Annotated in this window: 20 protein-coding genes and 1 pseudogene; 15 read left to right on the top strand and 6 right to left on the bottom strand. The window is 59.9% G+C overall.

Features of this window, described 5'->3' with window-relative positions:
- Nucleotides 1-15: 15 nt before the first annotated feature.
- Nucleotides 16-450 (bottom strand): annotated as a pseudogene (locus ACZRMS_RS16505) (ESPR-type extended signal peptide-containing protein); the annotation flags it as partial.
- A gap of 1,246 nt (nucleotides 451-1,696) precedes the next feature.
- Between ACZRMS_RS16505 and ACZRMS_RS16500 the strand changes: the two are divergent.
- The 9 genes from ACZRMS_RS16500 (at nucleotide 1,697) to ACZRMS_RS16460 (ending at nucleotide 13,136) form a co-directional block, all read left to right on the top strand.
- Nucleotides 1,697-1,969 (top strand): hypothetical protein, encoded by a 273-nt coding sequence (locus tag ACZRMS_RS16500; RefSeq protein ID WP_463996221.1) that lies wholly within the window; start codon nucleotides 1,697-1,699, stop codon nucleotides 1,967-1,969.
- Between the two features lie 1,081 nt (nucleotides 1,970-3,050).
- On the top strand, nucleotides 3,051-4,031 hold the full coding sequence (locus tag ACZRMS_RS16495) for a WD40/YVTN/BNR-like repeat-containing protein (protein ID WP_463996120.1): 981 nt from the start codon (nucleotides 3,051-3,053) through the stop codon (nucleotides 4,029-4,031).
- Entirely contained in the window at nucleotides 4,028-6,454 is a 2,427-nt protein-coding gene (locus ACZRMS_RS16490) for an efflux RND transporter permease subunit (protein WP_463996119.1), read from the top strand. The genes ACZRMS_RS16495 and ACZRMS_RS16490 overlap by 4 nt, the downstream gene beginning before the upstream one ends.
- Nucleotides 6,455-6,626: 172 nt before the next feature.
- Nucleotides 6,627-7,871: a helix-turn-helix transcriptional regulator gene (locus tag ACZRMS_RS16485; protein WP_463996118.1), complete on the top strand. Its 1,245-nt coding sequence runs from the start codon at nucleotides 6,627-6,629 to the stop codon at nucleotides 7,869-7,871.
- Between the two features lie 93 nt (nucleotides 7,872-7,964).
- On the top strand, nucleotides 7,965-8,732 hold the full coding sequence (locus tag ACZRMS_RS16480; protein WP_463996117.1) for an SDR family oxidoreductase: 768 nt from the start codon (nucleotides 7,965-7,967) through the stop codon (nucleotides 8,730-8,732).
- Between the two features lie 16 nt (nucleotides 8,733-8,748).
- Nucleotides 8,749-9,582, top strand: a complete 834-nt coding sequence (locus tag ACZRMS_RS16475) for an SDR family NAD(P)-dependent oxidoreductase (RefSeq protein ID WP_463996116.1) — start codon at nucleotides 8,749-8,751, stop codon at nucleotides 9,580-9,582.
- A 218-nt stretch (nucleotides 9,583-9,800) separates the two neighbouring features.
- Complete coding sequence (locus ACZRMS_RS16470) at nucleotides 9,801-10,838, top strand: Rieske 2Fe-2S domain-containing protein (protein WP_463996115.1); 1,038 nt, start codon at nucleotides 9,801-9,803, stop codon at nucleotides 10,836-10,838.
- 27 nt (nucleotides 10,839-10,865) lie between these two features.
- A complete protein-coding gene (locus ACZRMS_RS16465; protein ID WP_463996114.1) occupies nucleotides 10,866-12,047 on the top strand; it encodes an MFS transporter in 1,182 nt (393 codons plus the stop codon).
- Nucleotides 12,048-12,122: 75 nt separating this feature from the next.
- Nucleotides 12,123-13,136 carry an AraC family transcriptional regulator gene (locus ACZRMS_RS16460; protein ID WP_463996113.1) on the top strand — a complete coding sequence of 338 codons (1,014 nt, stop codon included), beginning with the start codon at nucleotides 12,123-12,125 and terminating at the stop codon, nucleotides 13,134-13,136.
- Nucleotides 13,137-13,157: 21 nt separating this feature from the next.
- Here ACZRMS_RS16460 and ACZRMS_RS16455 read toward each other — a convergent pair whose 3' ends face one another.
- Together ACZRMS_RS16455 and ACZRMS_RS16450 are read right to left on the bottom strand one after the other, a co-directional pair.
- Nucleotides 13,158-14,213 carry a permease gene (locus ACZRMS_RS16455; RefSeq protein WP_463996112.1) on the bottom strand — a complete coding sequence of 352 codons (1,056 nt, stop codon included), beginning with the start codon at nucleotides 14,211-14,213 and terminating at the stop codon, nucleotides 13,158-13,160.
- Between the two features lie 90 nt (nucleotides 14,214-14,303).
- Nucleotides 14,304-15,080: an IclR family transcriptional regulator gene (locus ACZRMS_RS16450; protein ID WP_463996111.1), complete on the bottom strand. Its 777-nt coding sequence runs from the start codon at nucleotides 15,078-15,080 to the stop codon at nucleotides 14,304-14,306.
- Nucleotides 15,081-15,251: 171 nt separating this feature from the next.
- Here ACZRMS_RS16450 and ACZRMS_RS16445 point away from each other — a divergent pair, with 171 nt between their 5' ends.
- Genes ACZRMS_RS16445 through ACZRMS_RS16435 form a run of 3 tightly spaced genes read left to right on the top strand, consistent with a single transcriptional unit; the run spans nucleotide 15,252 to nucleotide 18,018 of the window.
- The gene (locus ACZRMS_RS16445) at nucleotides 15,252-16,013 is read left to right on the top strand and encodes an ABC transporter substrate-binding protein (protein ID WP_463996110.1); all 762 of its coding nucleotides are present in this window, start codon (nucleotides 15,252-15,254) and stop codon (nucleotides 16,011-16,013) included.
- A gap of 59 nt (nucleotides 16,014-16,072) precedes the next feature.
- Nucleotides 16,073-16,729: an amino acid ABC transporter permease gene (locus ACZRMS_RS16440; protein WP_463996109.1), complete on the top strand. Its 657-nt coding sequence runs from the start codon at nucleotides 16,073-16,075 to the stop codon at nucleotides 16,727-16,729.
- The gene (locus tag ACZRMS_RS16435; protein WP_463996108.1) at nucleotides 16,726-18,018 is read left to right on the top strand and encodes an NAD(P)/FAD-dependent oxidoreductase; all 1,293 of its coding nucleotides are present in this window, start codon (nucleotides 16,726-16,728) and stop codon (nucleotides 18,016-18,018) included. Before ACZRMS_RS16440 ends, ACZRMS_RS16435 begins: the two co-directional genes overlap by 4 nt.
- Nucleotides 18,019-18,098: 80 nt before the next feature.
- Here the strand turns inward: ACZRMS_RS16435 and ACZRMS_RS16430 are convergent, their stop codons facing one another.
- Both ACZRMS_RS16430 and ACZRMS_RS16425 read right to left on the bottom strand, forming a co-directional pair.
- Entirely contained in the window at nucleotides 18,099-18,320 is a 222-nt protein-coding gene (locus ACZRMS_RS16430; protein WP_463996107.1) for a YgdI/YgdR family lipoprotein, read from the bottom strand.
- Nucleotides 18,317-19,255, bottom strand: coding sequence for a LysR substrate-binding domain-containing protein (locus tag ACZRMS_RS16425; RefSeq protein ID WP_463996106.1), 939 nt, complete (start codon nucleotides 19,253-19,255; stop codon nucleotides 18,317-18,319). The genes ACZRMS_RS16430 and ACZRMS_RS16425 overlap by 4 nt, the downstream gene beginning before the upstream one ends.
- A gap of 178 nt (nucleotides 19,256-19,433) precedes the next feature.
- Here ACZRMS_RS16425 and ACZRMS_RS16420 point away from each other — a divergent pair, with 178 nt between their 5' ends.
- Nucleotides 19,434-20,372: a DMT family transporter gene (locus ACZRMS_RS16420; protein ID WP_463996105.1), complete on the top strand. Its 939-nt coding sequence runs from the start codon at nucleotides 19,434-19,436 to the stop codon at nucleotides 20,370-20,372.
- Between the two features lie 16 nt (nucleotides 20,373-20,388).
- On the opposite strand, the gene ACZRMS_RS16415 is transcribed toward ACZRMS_RS16420, so the two are convergent.
- Nucleotides 20,389-21,063: a histidine phosphatase family protein gene (locus ACZRMS_RS16415; protein WP_463996104.1), complete on the bottom strand. Its 675-nt coding sequence runs from the start codon at nucleotides 21,061-21,063 to the stop codon at nucleotides 20,389-20,391.
- Between the two features lie 260 nt (nucleotides 21,064-21,323).
- Between ACZRMS_RS16415 and ACZRMS_RS16410 the strand changes: the two genes are divergently transcribed.
- Together ACZRMS_RS16410 and ACZRMS_RS16405 are read left to right on the top strand one after the other, a co-directional pair.
- Nucleotides 21,324-22,028, top strand: coding sequence for a YoaK family protein (locus ACZRMS_RS16410; RefSeq protein WP_463996103.1), 705 nt, complete (start codon nucleotides 21,324-21,326; stop codon nucleotides 22,026-22,028).
- 100 nt (nucleotides 22,029-22,128) lie between these two features.
- Nucleotides 22,129-22,399, top strand: a 271-nt coding sequence (locus ACZRMS_RS16405) for an electron transfer flavoprotein subunit beta/FixA family protein (RefSeq protein ID WP_463996102.1), incomplete at its 3' end; no start/stop codon positions are given.

Genomic DNA, 22,399 nt, shown 5'->3' with positions numbered 1-22,399 from the left:
GAAGGCCGAGTTGCCTATGACAACCGCATCTGAACCTGAGGCATTACTGCTTAATCCGATCGCAACAGAACTACTGCCAGTGGCATCGGAAAGGCGTCCGACAGCTGTAGAACTGTCGCCTATTGCATTTGCGTCTTCACCGATTGCAACACTTCTGTTTCTGGCCGTGGCCCCGGTACCGCCACCAATGGCGATGGAAAAGTTGTCTACGGTTGCTGGTGCCGAGGCCCCGGTACCTAGTGCAGAAGTATTGCTAACGACCCCTCCCTGCATTGCCGTACCTGCAAGAGCGAGCGTGGACAGCAGCCCGAAGGATAGCCCGACAGCCACGGCCACTAATGTTTTAATGCCCTTGCAAGGCCCAGTTTTGGATGTTTTGTGCGCCAACTCGCTAGTTACCACCCAACCGCTCAAGGAGTAACTCCATACCACAGAAAAGATCTTGTTCATGATTTTTTATGGCGTGATGTACGCCAGCCTCTGATGAAGGAATATTATGTGCGCCAGGAACTACCGCCTTTGCATACGGTGTTTAAGTGTTGGTTAAAGCTTGCGGCGCCAGAGTGGAACGCGCAGGGGCTTTATTACAAGCCAAGTGCTGGTTGCTCCGGCATAAGATAAAGCGCGCATGTTATCCGGGTCTCCTGGGGTCGTGGTGGGGTGTCGCTATCAAACAGTATTATTGGATCTGGGTGTCAATAGTGTGGGCACGCAATTGATGTGTGCGCCATAAAGCGCAAACAGAACTAGTGCGGCCGGACAGCTGGCTGGTAGTGTTCGTGGTGCATAATCAAAAGTAGTACGGTTGTAGAACATTGCAAGTTTTGGGGGTTGTATTTGGATGTGCTCAGTATTCAGTATTCAGTATTCAGTGTTTGGTGTTTGGTGTTTAATGTATGGAGGGTGCGTACTGATTGCTTTTAATAAGGTTAACTGCAATGTAACAGGTTGAAGGCCCTGTGCTGGCAGGCTTGCAGCGGGGTAAGTTTAAAGCACGGGTGTGGATGCCCAACATATTGAAAATATTATTTTTATTTACGTTAATCATTTTCAGTGAGGCTTGCGCCTCATGCGCCTCAGTGGCAAAGACCAGGCTGCTTGAATGCCTCTGCGCTAGAGCGTTAATGTAAAAGCGGTTAAACATCAATTTAAACTTTTTGTTATGGTATTTCAGATATTGGCCCGCGGGCAGGCGTGATCTTTATGGTGATTGTTATACGCTTTGTTTAATGCGATAAGTTCTTGCGTGTGTGGCGGCAGGTTATGGAGATTTGTTGCGGTTTTGTTGGTGGTGCCTGTGCAGGTCTAGCTGTGTGTTTTCTCGGTTTTAATATGTCAATATTAATATGATTTGTCTGTAAATTGGCGATTGGTAAGTTGCCGTGTCGTTATGAAGGTCAATCGCAATATAATAAATATGGCAAGGCGAAAATCACTTGGGGCACTGTTTGCTTACGAGGGTTTTTTACTGCTGTAAGCCGGTAAGCCGGTAAGCCGGTCTGGCGGTCAATGTATTTTGTACGGGTTATGCGTGCACTTGCATTGAAGTAGCGGTGTCACGATAGTTTACGCATCTGCGATTTTCCTGAAAAAGAACATCGTGGCGCAAAGAGACTGCACGTGTCGTGCCCTTCACCAGCCTATAGAGTCGCATTGTTGAAGATGTTGCTTCCCCCGCAGAGCTTGACGATTGTAAATGGGCCTGACACCGGCTATTTGCCGTGTGGATACTTTTGTTTATGCCGATGGTGAACCTGCGTTGCCCATGAAAATTGTGTTCGTTAGGCAGGACGCCGTGAGAGGTGAGAAAAATCTCAGTGACTTTGCTGGGGCCGTGGTGCTGGATGCGCATTTTGGTTTGCAAGGCGTGTGGATGGCGTTCCCGGTGACCTATATCGCGATGCTGGTGTTGCAGACTGCGTATTACCGGCTGGTCTGGCGGCACAAGCAGATTCAGCGGCTGGTTTGAGCCGGACTGACATAACAGGCAGCCCGCCGTGATGCCATCGCGGGCTTGCCTGCGATGCGGGCGATCACGGATTTCGCCACCAAGCAGGCCGTACGCCGCTACCCCCATAACAGCACCTGCGTTCAGCCTCCTGTGAGGGGCATTCGTGTCGCTTGATTAATCCCGTGGCTACAGCAAAAGCAAAGGTTAAAGCTTGAAACTGCACAACCCCTTGTGGGAGCGGGCTTGCTCGCGATGCAAGCGGCGCGGTATTTGAGTTGAATCGCGCCGATGCCATCGCGAGCAAGCCCGCTCCCACAGATGAGATGTGCGAGTCTCCAAGACCTCGCCGCCAACCAGGCCGGCCGGTCAGCCGCCTCGGCGGGCATTGCTTTTGATCTACCGGCCCCTGCGCGAGGGACACCTGAGCGCAGCGAAGGCCGTACGCCGGGGCAAGCCTTTTTGGGTACTTTTTCGGCGTTTGGAAAAAGTGCCTCGCCGTAAGGGCGAAACCCGTAGAAAGCCGTGGCGCATTGAACGGATATGTACTCGGGATGAATAACTACAACACCAAGTACATATCCGCCACACACGCCCCACTGGAATGGGGGCATTCGCGTTGTTCGTACATTCCCGTGGCTACAGCAAAAGCAAAGGTTAAGGCTTGAAACTGCACAACCCCTTGTGGGAGCGGGCTTGCTCGCGATGCAAGCGGCGCGGTATTTGAGTTGAATCGCGCCGATGCCATCGCGAGCAAGCCCGCTCCCACAGCGGATTGGAGGCGTCACAGACCCTGACACCACACAGACCGGCCTGCCGCCTCGGACGCTTTTGATCCGGCCAAGCCGTTTAGCGAGAAACACTTCGCCAGTGCTTGACCGGGAACAGAGTATCTACAGGTTTGTGTGCGCTGCCTCCGCATTATCCCTCCTTCATCTCACTAGGCCATTTGGACGATGTGTCCGTGACCGACCAGTCCGATGATCGAAGGAAGGCTCTGGTTACCTCGCCGAGGAGGCAGCCAGAGCATCCACGATAATAAAAAGAGGACTGGCCGCATGAACTCTGCCCAGCAACTGAATCGTGCAGCGAGGCATCTACCATGCGCTCAATGATCGGCTATCTGGTATGTCTGATTGTCGCTGTAACCATCGCGTTTACCTTCTCCCCCCGTCCTGCCTCAAACGTCGCCTCGGCCCAGTTGCGCCCGGATCGCCTGCAAATCAACGGCATGCTGTACCTGGACCAGCGTGTGGTCGCGGTGGGTGAACGCGGCAATATTTTGCTCAGTGATGATCAGGGCGTGTCCTGGCAGCCGGCTGCGGTCGAGCCACAGCGTGATCTGACCCTGACCGCGCTGGTGGCGCTGGATGACAAAAACCTGTTGGCGGTGGGCCACGATGGCTGGATTTTGCGCTCCGTCGACAAAGGCGCGAACTGGACCGAGGTCCGCTACGACGGCGAAATCGCCGAGCCTTTGCTGGGGATCTGGAGTGCCGGCGGCAACCGCGTGATGACCTTCGGCAGTTTTGGCAAGTTTTACCAGTCCGATGATGACGGCCGCACCTGGCAAGCCCAGCCCATTGAGGTAGACAGTGCTCACCTCAATGGCATGGACGGCGGTGCGGATGGCCGGCGGATGGTGGTCGGCGAGCAGGGTCTGGTGCTGCGCAGTGACGATGCCGGCCGCAGCTGGAAAACCCTGGAGCCGTTCTACAACGGTTCCCTGTTTGGTGTGGTGCGCCTGAGCCCGGATCGCTGGGTGGCCTACGGCATGCGCGGCCATGTGTTCGTCAGTCAGAATTTTGGCCGTACCTGGGACGCGGTGGCGGTGGGCAATCAGTTGCCACTTTACGGTCATGCACTGCTGCCCAATGGCGGCGGGCTGCTGATTGTCGGTGCTGGCAGCTCCCTGGTGCGACTGGACGGCAATGGCCACCTCGTCAACGCCACGCGGCTGGCGGGCCTGGGCACATTGACTTCAGCGGTGCTGGTCGGTTCCGGGCGCCTGCTGGTGGGCGGTGAACGCGGTGTTTTCCAGGGCACTGATGGCAGCGTTGCTGCGCTGGGAGGTGCCAAGTGAATCGCGAAAAATCTGCGGTAAACCGCGCGGTCGAGCGCGTTGCCGATCTGCTGATCATCTGGCGCCGGGGCTTGCTGGCGCTGTTTGTGCTGCTGACCCTGGCCCTGGGCTACAGCGCCACCCATACCCAGCTGGACCCGGGCTTTAACAAGCAGATCCCGGTGCGTAATGCGTTTATGGTCAACTTCCTCAACTTCAGCCAGTACTTCACCGGCGCCAACCGCTTTCTGGTGAGCGTGAAGTGGAAGGGCGAGGGCGATATCTATAATCGCAAGTACCTCCAAACCCTGAACAAAGTCACCGATGACGTGTTCTTTATCAACGGTGTCAGCCGCGCCAGCGTGACTTCGCTGTTTACCGCCAACGTGCGTTACATCGAAATCACCGAAGACGGCTTCTTTGGTGACGTAGTGGTACCGCCGCGCTTTACCGGTTCCGCCGAAGACTTGTCCCAGGTGCGCAACAACGTGGCCCGTTCGGGGCAGGTCGGGCGCCTGGTGTCCAATGACTTGACGTCATCGATGGTGCGCGCCGACTTGCAGGACCTGGACCCGCAAACCGGCAAACCGGTGTCCTATGCCGAGGTAGCCAAGCGACTTGAAGATATCCGCGCCAAGTACAGCAGTGACGATGTGGAGATCAACATCGTCGGCTTCGCCAAGCTGGTGGGGGATGTGGTCGACGGGCTGACCACGGTGATCGGTTTCTTCGTGATTGCCTTTGTGATCACGGCCCTGATGTTGTGGTTCTATTCGCGCTCATGGCGCCTGACCGTGGTGGCGCTGGCTGTGGCTTTGCTGCCGGTGGTATGGCTGCTGGGGATGCTGCCTTTGCTGGGGCTGGGTATCGACCCGATGTCGATCCTGGTGCCGTTCCTGATTTTCTCGATTGGCGTATCCCATGCGGTACAGATGACCAATGCCTGGAAGCAGGATGTACTGGGCGGCAGTTCGTCGGTGCAGGCTGCCCGCGGTGCCTTTTGCAAGATCTTCATTCCGGGCTCTCTGGCGCTGTTGATGAACGCCCTGGGCTTTGGCGTGATCATGCTGATCGACATTCCCATCGTCCATGAGCTGGGGGTGACCGCCTGCATCGGGGTGATGCTGATGATCATCACCAACAAGCTGATGCTGCCGATCATTCTTTCGTACTTGAAGCTTGAGCCGAGTGCCATGGCCCAGGGGCTCAAGGTTCAGGGCAGGCACGCCTTGTGGTGGCGCCTGTCGGCGCTGGCCGAGCCGAAACCGGCGCTGGCGGTGTTTGTGGTCAGCCTGTTGCTGCTGGGCGTGGGCGCCTGGAAGGCCCGGGACCTGGCGGTGGGCGATATTGGTGTCGGTGCGCCGGAGCTGCGGGCCGACTCGCGTTACAACCAGGACAACCAGAAGATCATCAACAGTTATTCCATCGGCCTGGATGTAATGTCGGTGTTTGTGCAGGTCAAGGGCATCGAAGAAGGTTGCCTGGCGCCGCAGGTGATGCGGGCGATCGAGTCGTTCGATTTCCAGATCCGCAGCGTGTCCGGCGTGCAGTCGGTACAGAGCGTGGCGGGCATGAGCAAAAACGTGATTGCCGGCAACAACGAAGGCAACCCGCGCTGGTCGGCGATCCCGGGTTCCGAGCGCGGCCTGAGCCAGGGCGCGCGGGCTTACATGCCGGATGACGGGCTGGTGACGGAAGGCTGCCAGCGCATGCAGATCCTGGTGTTCCTCACCGACCACGAAGGCGCGACCGTCAGCCATGTGGTCAATGAAACCCAGCGCATCATTGCCGGCCTGCAGGGGCCGAATGTGGAGTTCCTGATGGCGGGCGGCAACGTGGGCGTGATGGCAGCGTCCAACGAAGCGGTCAAGCAGGCCGAGGTGGTGATGCTGGCCGCCCTGTTCGGCTCGGTGGCACTGTTCTGCTGGCTGACCTTCGGCTCATTTCGCGCAGTGCTGTGCATTCTGGTGCCGTTGGCGATTGTCGCCATCCTGTGCAACGCCTTGATGGCGACCCTGGGCATCGGCCTCAAGGTCGCAACCTTGCCCGTGATGGCGCTGGGCGTGGGCGTGGGGGTCGATTACGGGATTTATCTGTACGAGCGCATTGCCCATGAGATGGCCGACGGCAAGGACCTGCGCAACGCGTTCTACCAGGCCATGTGCCAGCGCGGCACAGCGGCGGTGTTTACCGCCCTGACCATGTCTATCGGTGTCTGTACCTGGGCCTTTGCACCGTTGAAGTTCCAGGCCGACATGGGGGTGCTGCTGTCCTTCATGTTCCTGGTCAACGTGCTGGGGGCGATCTTTTTACTGCCCGCCCTGGCGGCCTGGTTCAACCTGGGGCGCCCGCTGGTCAAGGTTAAAACCGGCAGCCAGGAAGCGCCTGCCGGGCATTACCCGCTCAAACAGAGCGTTGCCGCCAAGGACGCTTCAAACCGCTGAAACAGACAGTTTGCCGGGCTTGTATGACGATGAACATAAAGAGACACTGAGTCGTTTTTGCGCAGCTGCGGTTGCAGTGGCTGCGCGGCCACAACCAAACGTCAACAGACCCTAGTAATAAGAACAATAAAAAGGGCAGGTCTTGAACCTGACCCAATGCGAGGAAACGTCCGTGGATACAGTGACCCTGAACCACCAAACCCTGGCCAGTCTGGGGCTCGAATTGGCCGATTACGATCAAATGGTCGGTAATTTCTACGACGGTGCGCTGGACCCGAAAGTGATGGGGCGTACCTTGTGTGCCGTGCGCAAAATGTTCCAGGCCAACTACGCAACGCTGATCCTGCGAGTGCCCGACCAGCCGGATCTGGGCCTGATGATTGTGGCGGGGGATATCGAAGGCGAGGGCGAGCTGACGTATCAGACCTACCCGCAAGCCAACACCCCGTTCGCCGGTCAGGCGCTTGATCAGGTGTTTACGGTTGAAGACCTGATGAGCGAGTCCGAGTGGGTGCAATCGCCTTATTTCAAGGCCTACTGTGCCAAGCAGGATGTCTACCATGTAATGGGCGCCGATATTTCGACCCCCGACGGCGGCAAGCTGCGCTTTCGTCTTACCCGGCCCAAAATGTCTCCCAAATTCTCCAGTGCCGAACGAGCATTGTGCAGCAGCTTCTTGCCGCATCTGCGCCGGGCCCTGCACCTGCACAACCTGCTCGATCGCAGCGAGTCCATGAGCGAACTTTACGCCCAGGCCATCAGCCGCCTGTCCGTGGCGACCATCGTGCTGGATGAAACCGGCAAGGTGCTGCGCCTGAACCCGGTCGCCGAAGAAATCCTCAAGAATGCCGATGGTCTCAAGCTGGTGGGTGGCAGGCTGGAGGCGACGTATCCCAGCGACAACCGTGAGTTGCAGCGCCTGGTCAAACACGCCTTTAGCCAGGAAGTGCGCGATGGCGGCGTGACCGCCGATGCCATGTCCGTCACGCGGCCTTCAGGCCAGGTCAGTCTGGGGCTGGTGGTCGAGGCGATCCCTTCGCTGGAATGGGCCGAGGGCAAGAGCAAGCCGGCTGCAGTGATCTACATCCGCGACTCGGTTGGCAAGTCGCTGGCCAGTGAAGTGGTGACCAAGCAGCTGTTCAATCTGACCAAGGCCGAAACGGCGCTGGCAATGGAACTGGCCAACGGTTTGTCCCTGGAAGAAGCCGCAGAGAACCTGAATATTCGGCGCAATACGGCCCGGGCGCATCTGCGTTCGATCTTTTCCAAGACCGGTGTGCGCCGCCAGACCGAACTGGTAAGGATTCTGCTGAACAGCGTGGTCGCGTTGGGAAAGCCCAAGTGCGCCTTGCGAGCGGCTGAGTCCGTGATTGTGCCGGCGCCACAGTTGGCGCGGCCGACTCGTAAAAGCGCTTAAGCAACGTTTACCGGCCGGCAGTGGCGATTGATCGCCACTGCCGGTTGCTCATCAGTCAGGCCACCGTACGCCTGCATCATCAAGGAAAGTCTTATGCCAGTTACAGCTGTCAGTGGTTCCGCTTCCGGGATCGGCGCCGCCGTGTGCGCGGTTTTGCGGGCTGCGGGGCACCGCATCATCGGGATTGACCGGGCCAGCGCCGAAGTGGTCGCAGACCTGTCGACCCGCGCCGGGCGCCAGGCGGCAGTGGCGCAGGTACTTGAGCAGTGCGGTGGCGTGCTTGACGGGCTGGTGTGCTGTGCAGGGCTGGGGGTGACGGCGTCTTCAAGCAGCCTGGTACTGGCGGTGAATTATTTTGGCGTCAGTGAGTTGCTTGACGGCCTGGCGGATGCCCTGGCCAAGGGTGAAAACCCGGCGGCACTGGTGATTGGCTCGGTGGCTGCCACCCAGCCCGGTGCGGATCAACAGCCGATGGTCGCAGCCCTGCTGGCCGGTGACGAGGCGCATGCGCTGGAGCTGGCCAATGCACTGGGCCAGCCCCACATCGCCTACGCCAGTTCCAAGTACGCGGTGACCTGCGAAGCACGGCGCAAGTCGGTGCAATGGGCGGCGCAAGGCATTCGCCTGAACGTGGTTGCGCCGGGCGCGGTAGAGACACCGCTGCATCAGGCAGCCAAGGATGACGTCCGGTTCGGCAAGGCGGTGCGTGAGTTTGTGGCGCCATTGGGCCGTGCGGGCACGCCTGAAGAAATCGCCCGGGTGGTGGCTTTTCTGCAATCGGGCCAGGCCAGCTTTGTGACCGGCAGCGTGGTGTTTGTCGACGGTGGCATGGACGCGATGGTGCGTGCCCAGCGTTTCTGACTTTTAAGGAATCCCCATGAACAAAGTGGCATTTATTACCGGCGCCAGTCGCGGCATTGGTCGTGAAACCGCTCTGGCGTTTGCCCGTGCAGGTTTTGATCTGGCCATCAGCGCCCGCAGCCTGGATGAAGGCGAAAACCATACCCACGGTTTGCGCAACCCTGACGGCACGGCGCTGCCCGGCAGTCTGAACGCCACCGCTGCGGCGATCCGCGAGCTGGGCCGCAAGGCGCTGGTGGTGCGCATGGACCTGCTCGACAGCGATTCGGTGCTCGCGGCCAGCCAGGCGGTGCTTGCCGAATATGGCCGGGTGGATGTGCTGGTCAATAACGCGATCTACCAGGGCAGCGACCTTAACGCGCCCTTTATGGAGCTGCAGCCCGAGACCCTGGAACGGGTGTTCCAGGGCTATGTCATGACCCCGTTCCTGCTGACCCGGGCCGTGGTCAGCCAGATGCTGGAGCAGGGCGGCGGGGTAGTGATCAATGTCACTTCCGGCGCCGGTGAAACCGATCCTCCGGTGGCGGCGGGCAAGGGAGGCTGGGGTTATGCCTATGGCGCGGGCAAAGCGGCGGTGTCGCGTTTGTCGGGTATTTTGTCCGTGGAGTTCGGTGATCAGGGGATTCGCGCCTTCACCCTCAACCCGGGGGTCGTGACCACCGACGCCTTGCGCGCCACCATCGGCGACAAAGGCGTGATTGCCTTGCGTGCAGGCTCTGCGCCGCCGCAAGTTCCGGCGGCGGTCATGGTGTGGCTGGCGACCAGCGATGCGGCGGTGGATCACCAGCGCAAAACCATTCACTGCCAGCCGTTTGCCCGTGAACACGGGATTGTTGAGGATTGGCGCTGATAAAGGCGGGCTCCCACCCGGCGGGAGCGAGCCTGCTCGCGATGGCATCCCCTCAATCTGCCTGAAGCGCCGCGTTGTGCGCATCGCAGGCAAGCCGGCTCCCACATGGATGTGGGCAAGGCGCTGTACCTAGTCCATCTGAACGATGAGCCTGCCTCTCACCTCGGTGAAGATCACTCAGTAAAGCGCCCTGGCCCTTAACCTGAGGAATAATAAAAATGACTAAACTCGCAGAAATCCACGTCGAGAATGCTTTGTCGCCGCGCTTTGGCCGTGGTTGGCATTGCCTGGGTGAAGCGGATGAATACCGTGACGGCAAGCTGCATACCCTGAATGTCTTTGGCTCGCGACTGCTGGCGTTCGCCACGTCCAAGGGCGAGATCAGTGTGCTCGACGCCCATTGCCCGCACATGGGCGCTGACCTGTCCCAGGGCACCATCGAAAATGACCGGGTGGTCTGCGCTTTCCACCACTGGCAGTACGATGCCAGCGGCAAGTGCGTCGAGATCCCTTACTGCAAGCGTATTCCGCCCAAGGCCAAAACCCGCGCCTGGCAGACCTGCGAAGTGAACAAACTGCTGTTTGTCTGGAACAACCCTGAAGGCAAGCCGCCTGCCGAAGATGTGGTAATTCCGCACCTGCCGGAGATGGACAGCGAAGAATGGCTGCACAGCTGGCACATGGACAAGCTGACCATCAACACCAACCCCCGCGAGCTGGTGGACAACCTGGTGGATGCCCAGCATTTCGGTCCGGTGCACGGCACCCCGACCAAGTACTTCCATAACGTCTTCGAAGGGCACATCGCCCAACAGATTTTCCACGGTGACTCAGAGCGCCTGGGCGGTGATCTGGTGGCAGAGTCGGCCTATTACGGCCCGGCGACTCACCTGACGCGCATGAGTGCGGTGTTCGACGGCCAGGAAATCAAGTCCATCCTGCTCAACTGCCACGTGCCGATCGGCCCCAACAGTTTTGAACTGCGCTTTGGCTGCATGGTGAAAAAAGTTCCTGGCTGGACCGATGCCCAGAACGAAGCACTGGCCGTGGATTACGTGCAGCGTAACCGCGACTCGTTCTATCAGGACGTTGATATCTGGACCCACAAAGTGCGGGTCAACAACCCGGTTCTGGCCGAGGGCGACGGTCCGGTGTATCAGCTGCGCGAGTGGTACCAGCAGTTCTTCACCGATGAAGCCAGCGTTCCGGCGAGCATGGCCGAGCGCCGTGAAATCACCACCGTAGATCAGCGCTGATTGAAGACTGAGTGAAGGGCACTGCCGATGATGCTGAATCAACGTAAAACGCTGACCTTTATGTTGGCGGCAAGCCTGGCGTCGACCATCGGCGGATTGCCCTTCAATACATTGCCCATTTTGCTGGGGGCGCTGGCGGACAGCTTCAGCTTTGCACCGGCGCAAATCGGTCTGTTGGGCTCTGTGTGTTTCAGTGGCTACCTGGTGGGCACGCTGGTTGCGGTGGGCTTTATTGACCGCTGCAACTGGCGCGTCCTGACATTCGGTTGCGCGCTGGGTGCGGCGCTGGCGTTGCTGGCCTCGTCACTATTGCCGGCGCAGGCGCAATTGCCGCTGTGGGCATTGATCGGTTTTTTTGCGGCATTGATGACCTGTCTCGGGTTGCGGATCATGGCCGAAATGCCCAACAAGGAACGGGCGTTTGGCATCCGTCAGGGCATTGAGCTTGGCCTGGTGGCGCTGGTGCTGTTTGTGTTGCCATCACTGGTGATCAGCCATTTTCACTACGCCGGCGCCGCACTGGTACTGGCGGCAATGATTCTGTTACTGAGCCTGAGCGCCTTCGCGCTGCCACGGCGCAGTGACTTTGCGGTAAAGACCGGTTTGGCTGAAGAGAGCTCCCTTCAAGGCCGCTTTCGCTTCCCGGTGCCGGCGTATTGGGCACTGGGATTTTTCTTTGTTTTTGGTGCCGGGCAGATTGGCCTGTGGGCCTTTCTTGAGCGTCTGGGGCACGGCCTGGAGGTGGCGCCGGCGCAGATGGGCGTGGTGTTCGCTGTGCTTAAATTGCTCGGTGGCGGTGCGGCGCTGGCTCTGGCCCTGATCGGCGACCGTCTCGGTTCACGCTGGCCGCACCTGCTGGTGCTGGCGGTGATCGGCACCGGCTTGCTGTTACTGGCGTACGCACAAGGCTTTGTGATGTATGCGCTGGGTGCCTGGATTTGGGAAGTGGGCTTCTGCTGGGGCTGCATTTACCAGACGGCCGCCGTTGCCCGTCTGGACCCGAGCGGTCGCTCGATCATGCTGATCCCGGCGGCGTTTGCTCTGAGCTCGATGGTGGGTCCGGCGGTGGCGGGGCAACTGGTGGCGCACGGGTTTGCCGGGCTGTTGTGGCTGGCCCTGGCCACTGCGGTGGTGCCGGTGGTGGCGTTTGCAGGGTTGCTGGCCAAGCGTTTGGCAGCACCGCCGGTGACGATGCCCGTACACGCCTAAGGTACTACTGGCTTTTTGATCTGCGCTGCTTAAGATGGCCGACATCTAACGGACATCGGATCTGGATCAGGGGCCATGCTGAACAAGGACACCATCTCCATTTATCTGGTGCGCGAGGCCCTGCTGCAGAGCTGTGCGCCGGGTAGCGCCACGGACGAAGTGCTGTACAAGGTCGGCATTGCCCCTGCGCTGCTCGACCAGCCGGATGCCCGTGTGCCTGCATTGGTCTATGCGCGGATGTGGCGGCTGCTGGCGCGGCGTCTGGATGATGAGTTTTTCGGCATGGACCCGCGCAAGCTGCGCTCCGGCAGCCTGGAATTCATGTGCCGTACGGCCATGGCCCAGCCGACTCTGGCTCAGGGGCTGGAGGTGGTGCTGGGGTTCCTGTCGTTGATGCTGGAGCGCTTGCCGGCGCGGCTGGTGCGCCAGCAAAGCCTGGCGGAAATCGTACTCCAGGAGCCTGACTCGAATCCGGGGCGTGGCTTCACCTACTTCACCTACTGGATGATCGTGCACGGTGTGGCCTGCTGGCTGGCCGGGCGGCGGATCCCGATCCTGGCGATAGAGTTGCGCTGTGCGGCGCCCGATTATTGCGAAGACTACGAGGTGATGTTCTCCGAGAACCTGCGCTTTGACCGGCCCCGCACGCGGATGATTTTCGCGGCGGACTGCCTGGATGCGCCGATCAGGCGCAATGCCCAGGAGCTGAGGCGGTTTCTGGCCGAGGCGCCGGCCAATATCCTGGTCAAGTACCGCGACCCGCAAAGCCTGGCCAGCCAGATCAAGCAGGCGTTGCGCCAGCAGCCTGCCGAACTGTGGCCTGAGACCCAGGGCATGGCGCAGAGCCTGTGCATGTCGGCGTCGACCCTGCGTCGCCGTCTGGCGGACGAAGGGCAAACCTTTCAAGGCATCAAGGATGGTGTGCGCAAGGAGCTGGCGATTGGCTGGCTGGCCGAACCCGACCACAGCTTTGCCGACATCGCCCTGCGCCTGGGCTTTGCCGACACCAGCTCGTTTTACAAGGCTTTTCGCAAGTGGTCGGGGACCAACCCGGGCCATTACCGCAGCCTGATTCTGGGCAACAGCTGAATTACCGGGTTGCGGTGATTGTCAGAGCAACCACATCCCCACCAGCCCGCTAAGCACACCGACCACCATGGTCATCAGTGCCACGCTGACCAGCACGCGGGCGTCGAAGTCCTTGCGCAGCATCAACAGCGACGGCAGGCTCACGCTCGGCAAGGTCATCAGCAGCGCCACGGCGGGGGCGGTGCCCATGCCCAGGGCCATCATGGTCTGCACAATCGGGATTTCTGCCGCCGTCGGGATGACGAACAGCGTGCCGATGATTGCCAGCGGTACCAGCCACATCAGACTGTCGCTCATGGCGCCGTCTACATGGGGGAACAGCCACACGCGTGCCGCGCCCAGCAACAGCACCGCCAACAGATAGACCGGAATGGTGTTCCAGAACAGTTGCCACAAGCTGCGGCCCCAGCGGCTGAAGAAGTTCTGCTGATCGCTCAGGCTGGCTTGCGACACCGCATCCAGCGCGGCCTCGGGGATGCTTTCGGGTCGCGAGATGCGTTGCGCGATCAGCGAGACCCCCACCACCAGCACGATGCCCGCCACCAGGCGCAGCGCACTGAAGCCCCAGCCCAGCACAAAGCCCATGAAGACCAACGTCGCGGGGTTGAGGACGGGGTTGGCGATCCAGAAGGCCAGGGCGGCGCCGACCGAAACATTTTGCCGGCGCATGCCGGCGGCCACGGGGGCTGCGCAGCAGGTGCACATCATGCCCGGCAAGGCGAACAGGCCGCCGCGCAGGGTCGAGCCCAGACCGGCCTTGCCGAACAGGCGCAGCAGCCAGTCACGGGGGATCAGGACCTGGATCAGCGAGCCGAGAATGACCGCCAGCACGGCCGCTTTCCAGATTGCCAGAAAGTACACCTTGGCATAAGCCAGTGCGGCGGCGACGGGTTCGCCCTGGTTATCGTTGAGGATCGAAGCGCCGATGCTGTGGTTGTCGGCCGCGACAAAGGCCTTGAAGTAGTAGGGCGACCACTTGACGTAGTACAGGCCAATACCGGCTACCAGCAGAAACAGCAAAGGCTTCCACCAGAATGACCAGCCTCTGGTGGGCGTGGCTGGGGAGATACTGGGCATAAAGAGTTACCGAACGCAGGGGAATAGCGCGGCATGATACCCGTAGTCGCCGAGGAGCGCAGCGAGGCTGCGCACCCCTGCGATTACACACTACAGCGTCCTGATCGAATTGCTGATCGCCCGGGCGCACTGGATCACCGAAGAGGCCATCTTGTCTTCGGCATCCTGCAGGGTCCAGCGGCTGGTGGGCACCACTACATGTACGGCCGCTACCGGCACGCCGTTGCTGTTGAAAATGGGCGCGGCCAGGGTCATGTCACCGAGGAACATTTCTTCCTTGTTGGTGGCATATCCCAGTTTGCGGCACGTCAGCACGCGGTCGAAGATGGCCGACGCATCGGTCAGTGTGTGCCGGGTCAGCTCAACCCGATTGCTGCTTGCAAGCATGCGGTGCACCTCGTCATCACCCAGGCCGCTCAGGTACGCGCGGCCGGCCCCGGTGCAATACATGGGGATGCGGCTGCCAATGGGCATATGGATCGGGATGAATTTTGGCGCCACAAAGCGCGAGACATACACCATGTCCAGCCCGTCGGGCTCTGTCAGGTTGATGGTCTCACCGGTGATCTGGTTGAGCTCGGCCAGGTAGGGGTTGGCCACATCCACCAGAATGTCGGCAGCCAGATAGTTGTAGCCGATTTCCATCACCTTGGGGGTCAGCTGGAAGCGCCGGCTTTGTGCGTGCTTGCGTATGTAGCCCAGCTCCTCAAGGGTATGCACCATGCGCTGGGCCGAGCTTTTGCTGATGCCTGCCGCCAGCGCAATGTCGGCCAGGGTCATGGTGCGCCGCGCGGCGCCAAAACCGCGAAGTACGGCCAGGCCCTTTTCCAGTGACTGATTGAAAAGAGGGTTGTTGTTATCGCTCATGGCGCATCCTTGGCATTTTTCAGGTACATAGATATCGATATGCGATATCTATAAATCTCTTTACGATTTAAGTAAATTGGTTATAGTCGATGCCGGCATTTTGTACCAGAGAGTCCAAGGGATGTTGAGTGCCGAACAGGAACAATAAAAGCGACCACAGGGAGATTCGCAATGCAAAAACCTTTTCAAGTACTGGCGCTCGTTTGCGCAATGGCTGGTGGGTTGATTGGATCAGTCAACGCCGTTGCAGAGCCAGTTTACAAAGTCGGTGCGACCGCAACGGGTATCCCGTTCACCTTCCTCGACATCAAGAGCGGCAAAATCCAGGGCATGATGGTCGACGCGGCCGAAGCCGTCGGCAAAGCCGGAGGGTTTGATACCGAGATCCAGCAAACCACGTTTGCTGCACTGATCCCCTCGCTGACCACCAACAAGATCGACCTGATTTCCGCCGCCATGCTCAAAACCCCTGAGCGTGAAAAGGTCGTGCAATATTCCGATCCGATTTTCAGCTATGGCGAAGGCCTGATCGTTAAAGCTGACGATCAAAAAGAATACAGAACCATGGATGACCTGGCCGGCGAAGTGGTCGGTGCCCAGGTGGGTACAGTGTTCCTTGATGCGCTGAACAAGCACGGCGGCTTCAAGGAAGTGCGCAGCTACGACTCCATCCCCGACCTGATGCGCGACCTGAAGCTGGGGCGCATCAAGGCTGCTTTCGGTGATCGCCCGATCATCGCCTACCAGTTGGCCCAGGGCAAAAACCCGGACGTGAAACTGTCGAGCACTTACGTGCCGGTGGTGATGGGCGATGTATGCCTGGTGATGCGTCAGGGCGACGCCGAGAAGCTGGCTCAGGTCAACAAGGGCATCGCAGCGATCAAGGCTGACGGCTCCTTGCAACGCATCATCGAGAAGTGGCAGCTGAACTGATGACCCTGTGGCCCCCGCGTTGCGGCGGGCCACTTCTTGTAGCGTTGCGCAGGTAGTTTATGTTTCTCCAGGACGCGTTGGACTTTCTTCCGATTCTGCTCAAGGGGGCAGTGGTCACTGTGCAGGTCACGGCGGGCTCGTTCGTGCTCAGTTCAGTGATTGGCCTGTTGTTCGCGCTGATGATGGTTTCCAAAATCCGCGCCATCGCATTGTTCGCCATTGGCGTGGTCAATGTGATTCGCGGCCTGCCGATCATCGTGCAGCTTTTCTATATCTATTTCGTATTGCCCGACTTCGGCATCCAGCTCAGCGCCATGCAGGCTGGCGTGGTCGGTCTGGGGATCGCCTATTCGGCCTATCAGGCCGAGAACTTCCGTGCCGGGATCCAGGCCATCGACCTCGGCCAGATCGAGGCTGCCGAGTCGTTCGGCATGCGCGGTCTGTTGATCATGCGCCGGATCGTATTGCCTCAGGCGTTTCGCATTGCCTTGCCGCCCTATGGCAACACGCTGGTGATGATGCTCAAGGATTCGTCGCTGGTGTCCACCATCACCGTGGCCGAGATGACCCGCCAGGGGCAGCTGATCGCATCGTCGACCTTTGAAAACATGACGGTCTATACCCTGGTGGCGCTGCTCTATCTGTCCATGAGCTTGCCGCTGTCCTATGGTTTGCGTCGTCTGGAACGACGTTTTGCACTGCGCAGGCGCACATGAAAGCACCGTCGAAACTGATACTGCCGCCTTCACTGTGGTCGGCTACGGCCCGCCCCGGTGCATTGACCCGGCCGTTGGCGGAAAACAAACGGGTGGATGTGGCGATTGTCGGCGCCGGTTATACCGGGCTGGTGACCGCTCTGCGCCTGGCCGAGTCGGGCGTCAGCGTCTGCGTGCTGGATGCCGGTGAGCCGGGTTGGGGCGCTTCGGGGCGCAATGGCGGGCAGGTAATTCCCGGGCTCAAGTACGACCCGGATCAGTTGCTCGAACGCTTTGGCGCCGAGCGCGGCGAAAAAATTATCGAGGCATGCGGCGGGGCGGCGGACGAAGTGTTTTCGTTGGTTCGCGAGTACGGCATTGCCTGCGACGCCACGCGCAAGGGCTGGATCCAGCCTGCATATTCCAGCAGCACGATGAAGGCCCTGGAACACCGCGCCCGGCAATGGCAGCAGCGCGGCGTGGCGGCCGAGTTGCTGGACGCCAATGCCGTTTGCCAGCGTATCGGTACCCAAAATTATGTGGGCGGTTGGGTTGATCCTCGCGCTGGCAGCCTGCACCCGCTTAACTATGCCCGGGGCCTGGCCAGATCGGCGCTGGGCCGTGGCGTGACCATACACAGCGACAGCCGGGTGACCGACCTGCGTCGCATTGGCCCGCTCTGGCAGTTGGCCACCGCACAGGGCCACAGCGTCACGGCCGATCGCGTGGTGCTGGCCACCAATGGTTACACCGATGGGTTGTGGCCGGGATTACGGCAAACCGTGCTGGCGGCCAACAGCTTTTTGATTGCCACCCGACCGCTTTCACCGGAGCTGCGCAAAACCATTTTGCCGGGCGGGGAAGTGTGTTCGGATGCGCGGCGCCTGTTGCTGTACTTCAAACAGGATGCCCAGGGGCGCGTGCTGCTGGGTGGGCGCGGGCCATTTTCCGAGCCGCGCCGCGCGGAAGACTGGGCGCATCTGGAGCGTTCGCTGGTCAGCCTGTTTCCGCAACTGGCGGGCGTGGCGATCGAATACCGCTGGAGCGGCCGGGTAGCCCTCAACCACAGCGTGCTGCCACAGCTGCACGAGCCGCAGCCGGGCTTGTCGATACTGATGGGCTACAACGGGCGCGGTATTGCCATGGCAACGACCTTGGGCAAGCACCTGGCGGCGCGTATTTCGGGAGCCAGCAATGACTTCCCGTTCCCGGTTACGCCGATTCGCCGGATTCCCTTCCACAGCTTGCAGCGCCTGTATGTGGCGGCGGGTATCAGCTACTACCGGCTGCTCGATGCGTTGAATGAATAGAAGCAGTGGCAAGTTTTTAGCGGCAAGCTGCTAGTGAAGAGCGAGGTAGATTTCTTGCCGCTTGAAGCTAGCCACCGGATTCAATCTGCCTTGATGGTGGACACGTCCTCGGCCCTGACCTTGATGCGCTTGCCGGCAATGTCGTCGAACTCATAGAAGCCGTCCTTGTTGGTGGTGACGGGCCGGTCCTTGGTCAGGTACTGCGTGCCGTTTTGCAAGGTTACAACGCTCGGGGTTGCGCAGCCCGCCAGTCCCAACAGTGCTGCAATAAGCAGGGGTAAACCGATAACGCGGATATTCATGCATGTACCTTGAGCTGTTGGCAAATTGGAGATTGGCTGCGCCGGGCGTCGTCGAGCAGCCAGCGCTGGAAAGTAATTGCTGCTTCTGACAACGTTTTTGGCCGAGAGTGCGCCAGATAGTCGGCGTTTGTGCTGAAAAATTCAAATGGACCGACGCGGCACAGTTCGCCTCGCTCGATTTTGTCCCGCACCATAAAGTCCCAGCCCAGCCCCACCCCCATGCCTTGCACGATCGCCTGATAGGCGAGGGTGACCTGATTGAAGGTCGGTCGTTGCGCATCGGCCTTGTGTTCCAGGCCAAAATGCTTGAACCAGTCGCGCCAGTCCATGCAGTTCCAGCCCGAAGCGTCCAGTTCGATCAGGGGCAAGCCTTGCAGGTCGGCGGGGTGGCTGACATGGGCCAAGGCAAGGTCGGGGTGCGCGACGGGGTAGACCTTTTCGGCGAACAGCGGCTCGGCCCTCAGAGATGACCACTGGCCGGCGCCATACAAAATCGCGAAGTCGTAATCGGCGACACTGGATTCGTCGATATCGTTGCTGGCATGAATATTCACCGTGATCGACGGGTGCTCGGTGTTGAAGGCGAGCAAGCGCGGAAACAGCCAGAACTGCGCGACCGCATGGGTGCAGAGGACAGTGACGGCATTGGGCGCGTGGGCGGCCTTGATCCTGTTGACGTTGTGCTGCAGGCGTTCGAGCAGGGTACTGACTTCGCTGAACAGGCTGGCTCCGGCCTGGGTCAGGCAAATACCACGGGCCTGACGCTCAAACAGGGCCAGCTTGAGGTTGTCTTCCAGGGCGCGGATTTGTTTGCTGACTGCACTTTGGGTCAGGCACAGCTCGCTGGCGGCGCGGGTAAAACTGCCATTGCGGCCGACCGCTTCGAAGGTGATCAGGCTGTCCAGGGGCGGCAAGTGTTTGTGGTAGCGGTTCACAGTCGTCTCGTTTGATGTAGCCGCTGGCGAGGAGCGAGGCAGCGGCTACGAGGGTCCATGTTCAGATTTAACGGTATAAGCCATTCCCTGGTGGAATGCCAGCATGCCAAATGATCTTTTGTGCTGTACCCCTGAACTGCCTACGCTCTGTCGATACTCAACAGCCAGAGAACAGCCAATGAAACGCGGGGTAGTCTATGCCGGCATGGCCGGTGCGGTCTGGGGGCTGGTGTTTCTGGTGCCAAAGTTGTTGCCGGAATTCAGCCCGCTGTTGCTCAGTTGCGGGCGCTTTATCGTGTATGGCGCGGTATCGCTGGTGTTGTTGTTGCCCAATGCCCAACGCTTGCTGCGCCAGCTCACCCGCCGCGATGTACTGACACTGGTCAAGTTCGCCCTGCTGGGCAATCTGATTTATTACATGCTGCTGGCCGCTTCGGTGCAGTGGGTGGGTATCGCTGCGGCTTCCCTGATTATTGGGGTATTGCCGCTAAGCATGACCTGGCTTGGCCGTCGCGATGCCGGGGCGGTGCCACTGGCGCGGCTGGTGTGGCCGCTGCTGCTGGTTCTGGGTGGGGTGCTGTGCATCAACCTCGAAGCGCTGTTCGGTGGTACCTCGCAACAGCCGTTTGCCTCCAAGGTGCTGGGGGTGCTGTGTGGCATCGGCGCCCTGGCGTGCTGGAGCTGGTTTGCAATCGAGAATGCGCGGTATTTGAAGCACAGCCGCTTTGAAAGTGGCGAGTGGTCGACGCTGTGGGGTGTCACCACCGGTGTGCTCGGCGTGCTGATCTGGGGTGTCGCCCATGTGCTGGCCGTGGACGCGGTGACGGTCGAGGCCAGTGATCAGCGCTGGCAGATGTTCTGGCTGGTCAACCTGGCCTGCGCGGTGCTCGGCTCATGGTTTGGCAATCGCATGTGGAATGCCTCGTCCCGGCGTTTGCCGCTGACCCTGAGCGGGCAGTTGATCGTGTTTGAAACGGTGTTTGCGCTTCTCTACGGTTTTATCTACCTGCAACGCTGGCCCACCTTGCTGGAAACCCTGGCGGTGGTGATGCTGCTGGGGGGTGTCAGCTGGGCAGTGCGTCGTCATGCCCCGGCGCGAACAGTGCTCGCGCCGTGATGTGCGGGCAGGCTGATCAGGTCGGGCAAGCCTTGGCGCCATTGTTGAGGTCTTGTTTGTCGACGCGGCTGAGCAGGGTGGCCTTGCCGTCTTTCCAGGTCAGGGTCAGCACATACAGCGAGTCGAAGTCGCCGCCGGACCAGTCTTCGGTCAACGAGGTCTTCTTGCCCAGTGCCTGGCTGGCGACGCTGTTGATCAGTTCCGGCAAGTAGCCGTGGGACCAGGCGGTGTAGATGGTCGAGCTGTGATACTGGTCGTCGGTCAGCTCTTTGGCCAGCTGGCGGGTGTCGTTGGCCGAGTACTCCAGATTGATCGGCAAGCCCAGCTTGATGGCGCTGGGGTTGATGGTCATCAGCGGGCGCACATAGCTGTAGGCGTCATCATCGGCGCCTTCTTCGACCTGGCGCGAAGGGTTGGCGGCAAACACATAATCGGCCTTGCCATAGCGTTGTGGTAGCAGGGTAGCCAGGTCAATCGCCCGGTTCAGCCCCTGGCAGGTAAGCTGGCCAAGGCCATCGGCGGGTTTTTCCGCGTGGCGCAAAAACACCAGGGTTTGCACACCATCTACCGGCCGGGCAAAGACGTCATCCGCGTGTACCGCCAGAGTCACGGCGCCAGCAATCAACAGCAGCGGAATCGCCGCCAGTGCATAGGGCTTGAGTCGAGGTTTATTCCAAACAGACTGAGTCATGGGGTCTTCTGCTTACTACTGTTAAGGCTGACTGGCCTGGCACAGCGGGCATTTGCGCCTCTGTGTTGATCCTTGTCATTACGGCAAAACCTGAGCCTCTCATCCTTGGCAGACGCGTTTATTAGATGCCTTTTTCGCAATTGGTTCGATATTACCTGCGCGAGATTGGGAATAGTCCTACATGCGTAGTGCTATGGTGGCTTTTTTATATGACAAAATCGTTCGCTCTTTAGTCAGGTATTCCTACAGAGGCTTGCACCATGCTTCCAGCGCCACTGCGAAAACCGAGCAACCCCGTGCATCTTCGCGTTCGTGCCTGGCGTGGCCGTGTAGGGTTGGCCATGGTTGCAAGCCTGTCGGTGCTGGCGGGCATGACCGACGCCATCGGCTTTCTGGCCACCGGCGATTTCGTTTCGTTTATGAGCGGCAACACCACGCGCCTGGCAGTGGCGATAGGTGAGGGCGACCTGGTAATGGTGGTGCGCCTGTTGTTTGCCGTGCTGGCGTTTATTGTCGGCAACGCCCTCGGGGTTTTACTGGCGCGCTGGGGCGGGCGACGTGCATTGCCGCTGATGCTGGTGATTGCGGGCCTGTTGTGCACGGCAGCATTATTGCCGTTTGCCTCTCAAGTGCCGGCGTTGCTGGCCGCAATTGTGGCGATGGGCATGCTCAATGCGGCAGTGGAGCAGGTCAATGGCTTGCCCGTGGGGCTGACCTATGTGACCGGCGCCTTGTCGCGTTTCGGCAGGGGGCTGGGCCGTTGGATACTGGGCGAACGGCGCAGCGGCTGGCGCGTGCAACTGGTGCCCTGGACCGGGATGTTGTTGGGCGCGGTATTGGGTGCTTTGCTGGAGGCGCAGTTCGGGTTAAAGGCCATGCTGTTCAGCGCCGGGCTTGCCGCAGTGCTGGGGCTGGCGTCGTTGAGGATTCCGCGGCGCTGGCAGCGTGACTACATGCCGCGTTAAACCGCCTCTACCTCGAATGGCCGATACGCCCGCTTCAGCCTGCGGGGTAAGCTCGCTTTTGCCTTGGGCGAACGAACCTATACCCATCGAGGGACAAGCAATGAAGGTGCTGGCCTGTATCAAGCGCGTGGTCGATTACAACGTTAAAGTGCGCGTCAAAGCGGACAACTCCGGCGTTGACCTCGCCAACGTCAAGATGTCGATGAACCCCTTCTGCGAAATCGCAGTGGAAGAAGCCGTACGCCTGAAAGAGAAAGGTGTTGCGACTGAAATCGTCGTCGTCTCCATCGGCCCGACCACTGCTCAGGAACAGCTGCGTACCGCGCTGGCACTGGGTGCAGATCGCGCCATTCTCGTCGAGTCCGCCGAAG

Source organism: Pseudomonas sp. B424 (genome assembly GCF_055408345.1).
Note: the sequence above shows the minus strand (reverse complement) of the source record. Positions and strands in the feature narration are given on the sequence as shown.

What these genes read in the sequence shown, in the direction of transcription:
- ACZRMS_RS16500 (WP_463996221.1), top strand. Translation starts at nt 1,697, where the DNA reads ATGGGCCTGACACCGGCTATTTGCCGTGTGGATACTTTTGTTTATGCC.
- ACZRMS_RS16495 (WP_463996120.1), top strand. Translation starts at nt 3,051, where the DNA reads ATGCGCTCAATGATCGGCTATCTGGTATGTCTGATTGTCGCTGTAACC.
- ACZRMS_RS16480 (WP_463996117.1), top strand. Translation starts at nt 7,965, where the DNA reads ATGCCAGTTACAGCTGTCAGTGGTTCCGCTTCCGGGATCGGCGCCGCC.
- ACZRMS_RS16475 (WP_463996116.1), top strand. Translation starts at nt 8,749, where the DNA reads ATGAACAAAGTGGCATTTATTACCGGCGCCAGTCGCGGCATTGGTCGT.
- ACZRMS_RS16470 (WP_463996115.1), top strand. Translation starts at nt 9,801, where the DNA reads ATGACTAAACTCGCAGAAATCCACGTCGAGAATGCTTTGTCGCCGCGC.
- ACZRMS_RS16465 (WP_463996114.1), top strand. Translation starts at nt 10,866, where the DNA reads ATGATGCTGAATCAACGTAAAACGCTGACCTTTATGTTGGCGGCAAGC.
- ACZRMS_RS16460 (WP_463996113.1), top strand. Translation starts at nt 12,123, where the DNA reads ATGCTGAACAAGGACACCATCTCCATTTATCTGGTGCGCGAGGCCCTG.
- ACZRMS_RS16455 (WP_463996112.1), bottom strand. Translation starts at nt 14,213, where the DNA reads ATGCCCAGTATCTCCCCAGCCACGCCCACCAGAGGCTGGTCATTCTGG.
- ACZRMS_RS16450 (WP_463996111.1), bottom strand. Translation starts at nt 15,080, where the DNA reads ATGAGCGATAACAACAACCCTCTTTTCAATCAGTCACTGGAAAAGGGC.
- ACZRMS_RS16445 (WP_463996110.1), top strand. Translation starts at nt 15,252, where the DNA reads ATGCAAAAACCTTTTCAAGTACTGGCGCTCGTTTGCGCAATGGCTGGT.
- ACZRMS_RS16440 (WP_463996109.1), top strand. Translation starts at nt 16,073, where the DNA reads ATGTTTCTCCAGGACGCGTTGGACTTTCTTCCGATTCTGCTCAAGGGG.
- ACZRMS_RS16435 (WP_463996108.1), top strand. Translation starts at nt 16,726, where the DNA reads ATGAAAGCACCGTCGAAACTGATACTGCCGCCTTCACTGTGGTCGGCT.
- ACZRMS_RS16430 (WP_463996107.1), bottom strand. Translation starts at nt 18,320, where the DNA reads ATGAATATCCGCGTTATCGGTTTACCCCTGCTTATTGCAGCACTGTTG.
- ACZRMS_RS16420 (WP_463996105.1), top strand. Translation starts at nt 19,434, where the DNA reads ATGAAACGCGGGGTAGTCTATGCCGGCATGGCCGGTGCGGTCTGGGGG.
- ACZRMS_RS16415 (WP_463996104.1), bottom strand. Translation starts at nt 21,063, where the DNA reads ATGACTCAGTCTGTTTGGAATAAACCTCGACTCAAGCCCTATGCACTG.
- ACZRMS_RS16410 (WP_463996103.1), top strand. Translation starts at nt 21,324, where the DNA reads ATGCTTCCAGCGCCACTGCGAAAACCGAGCAACCCCGTGCATCTTCGC.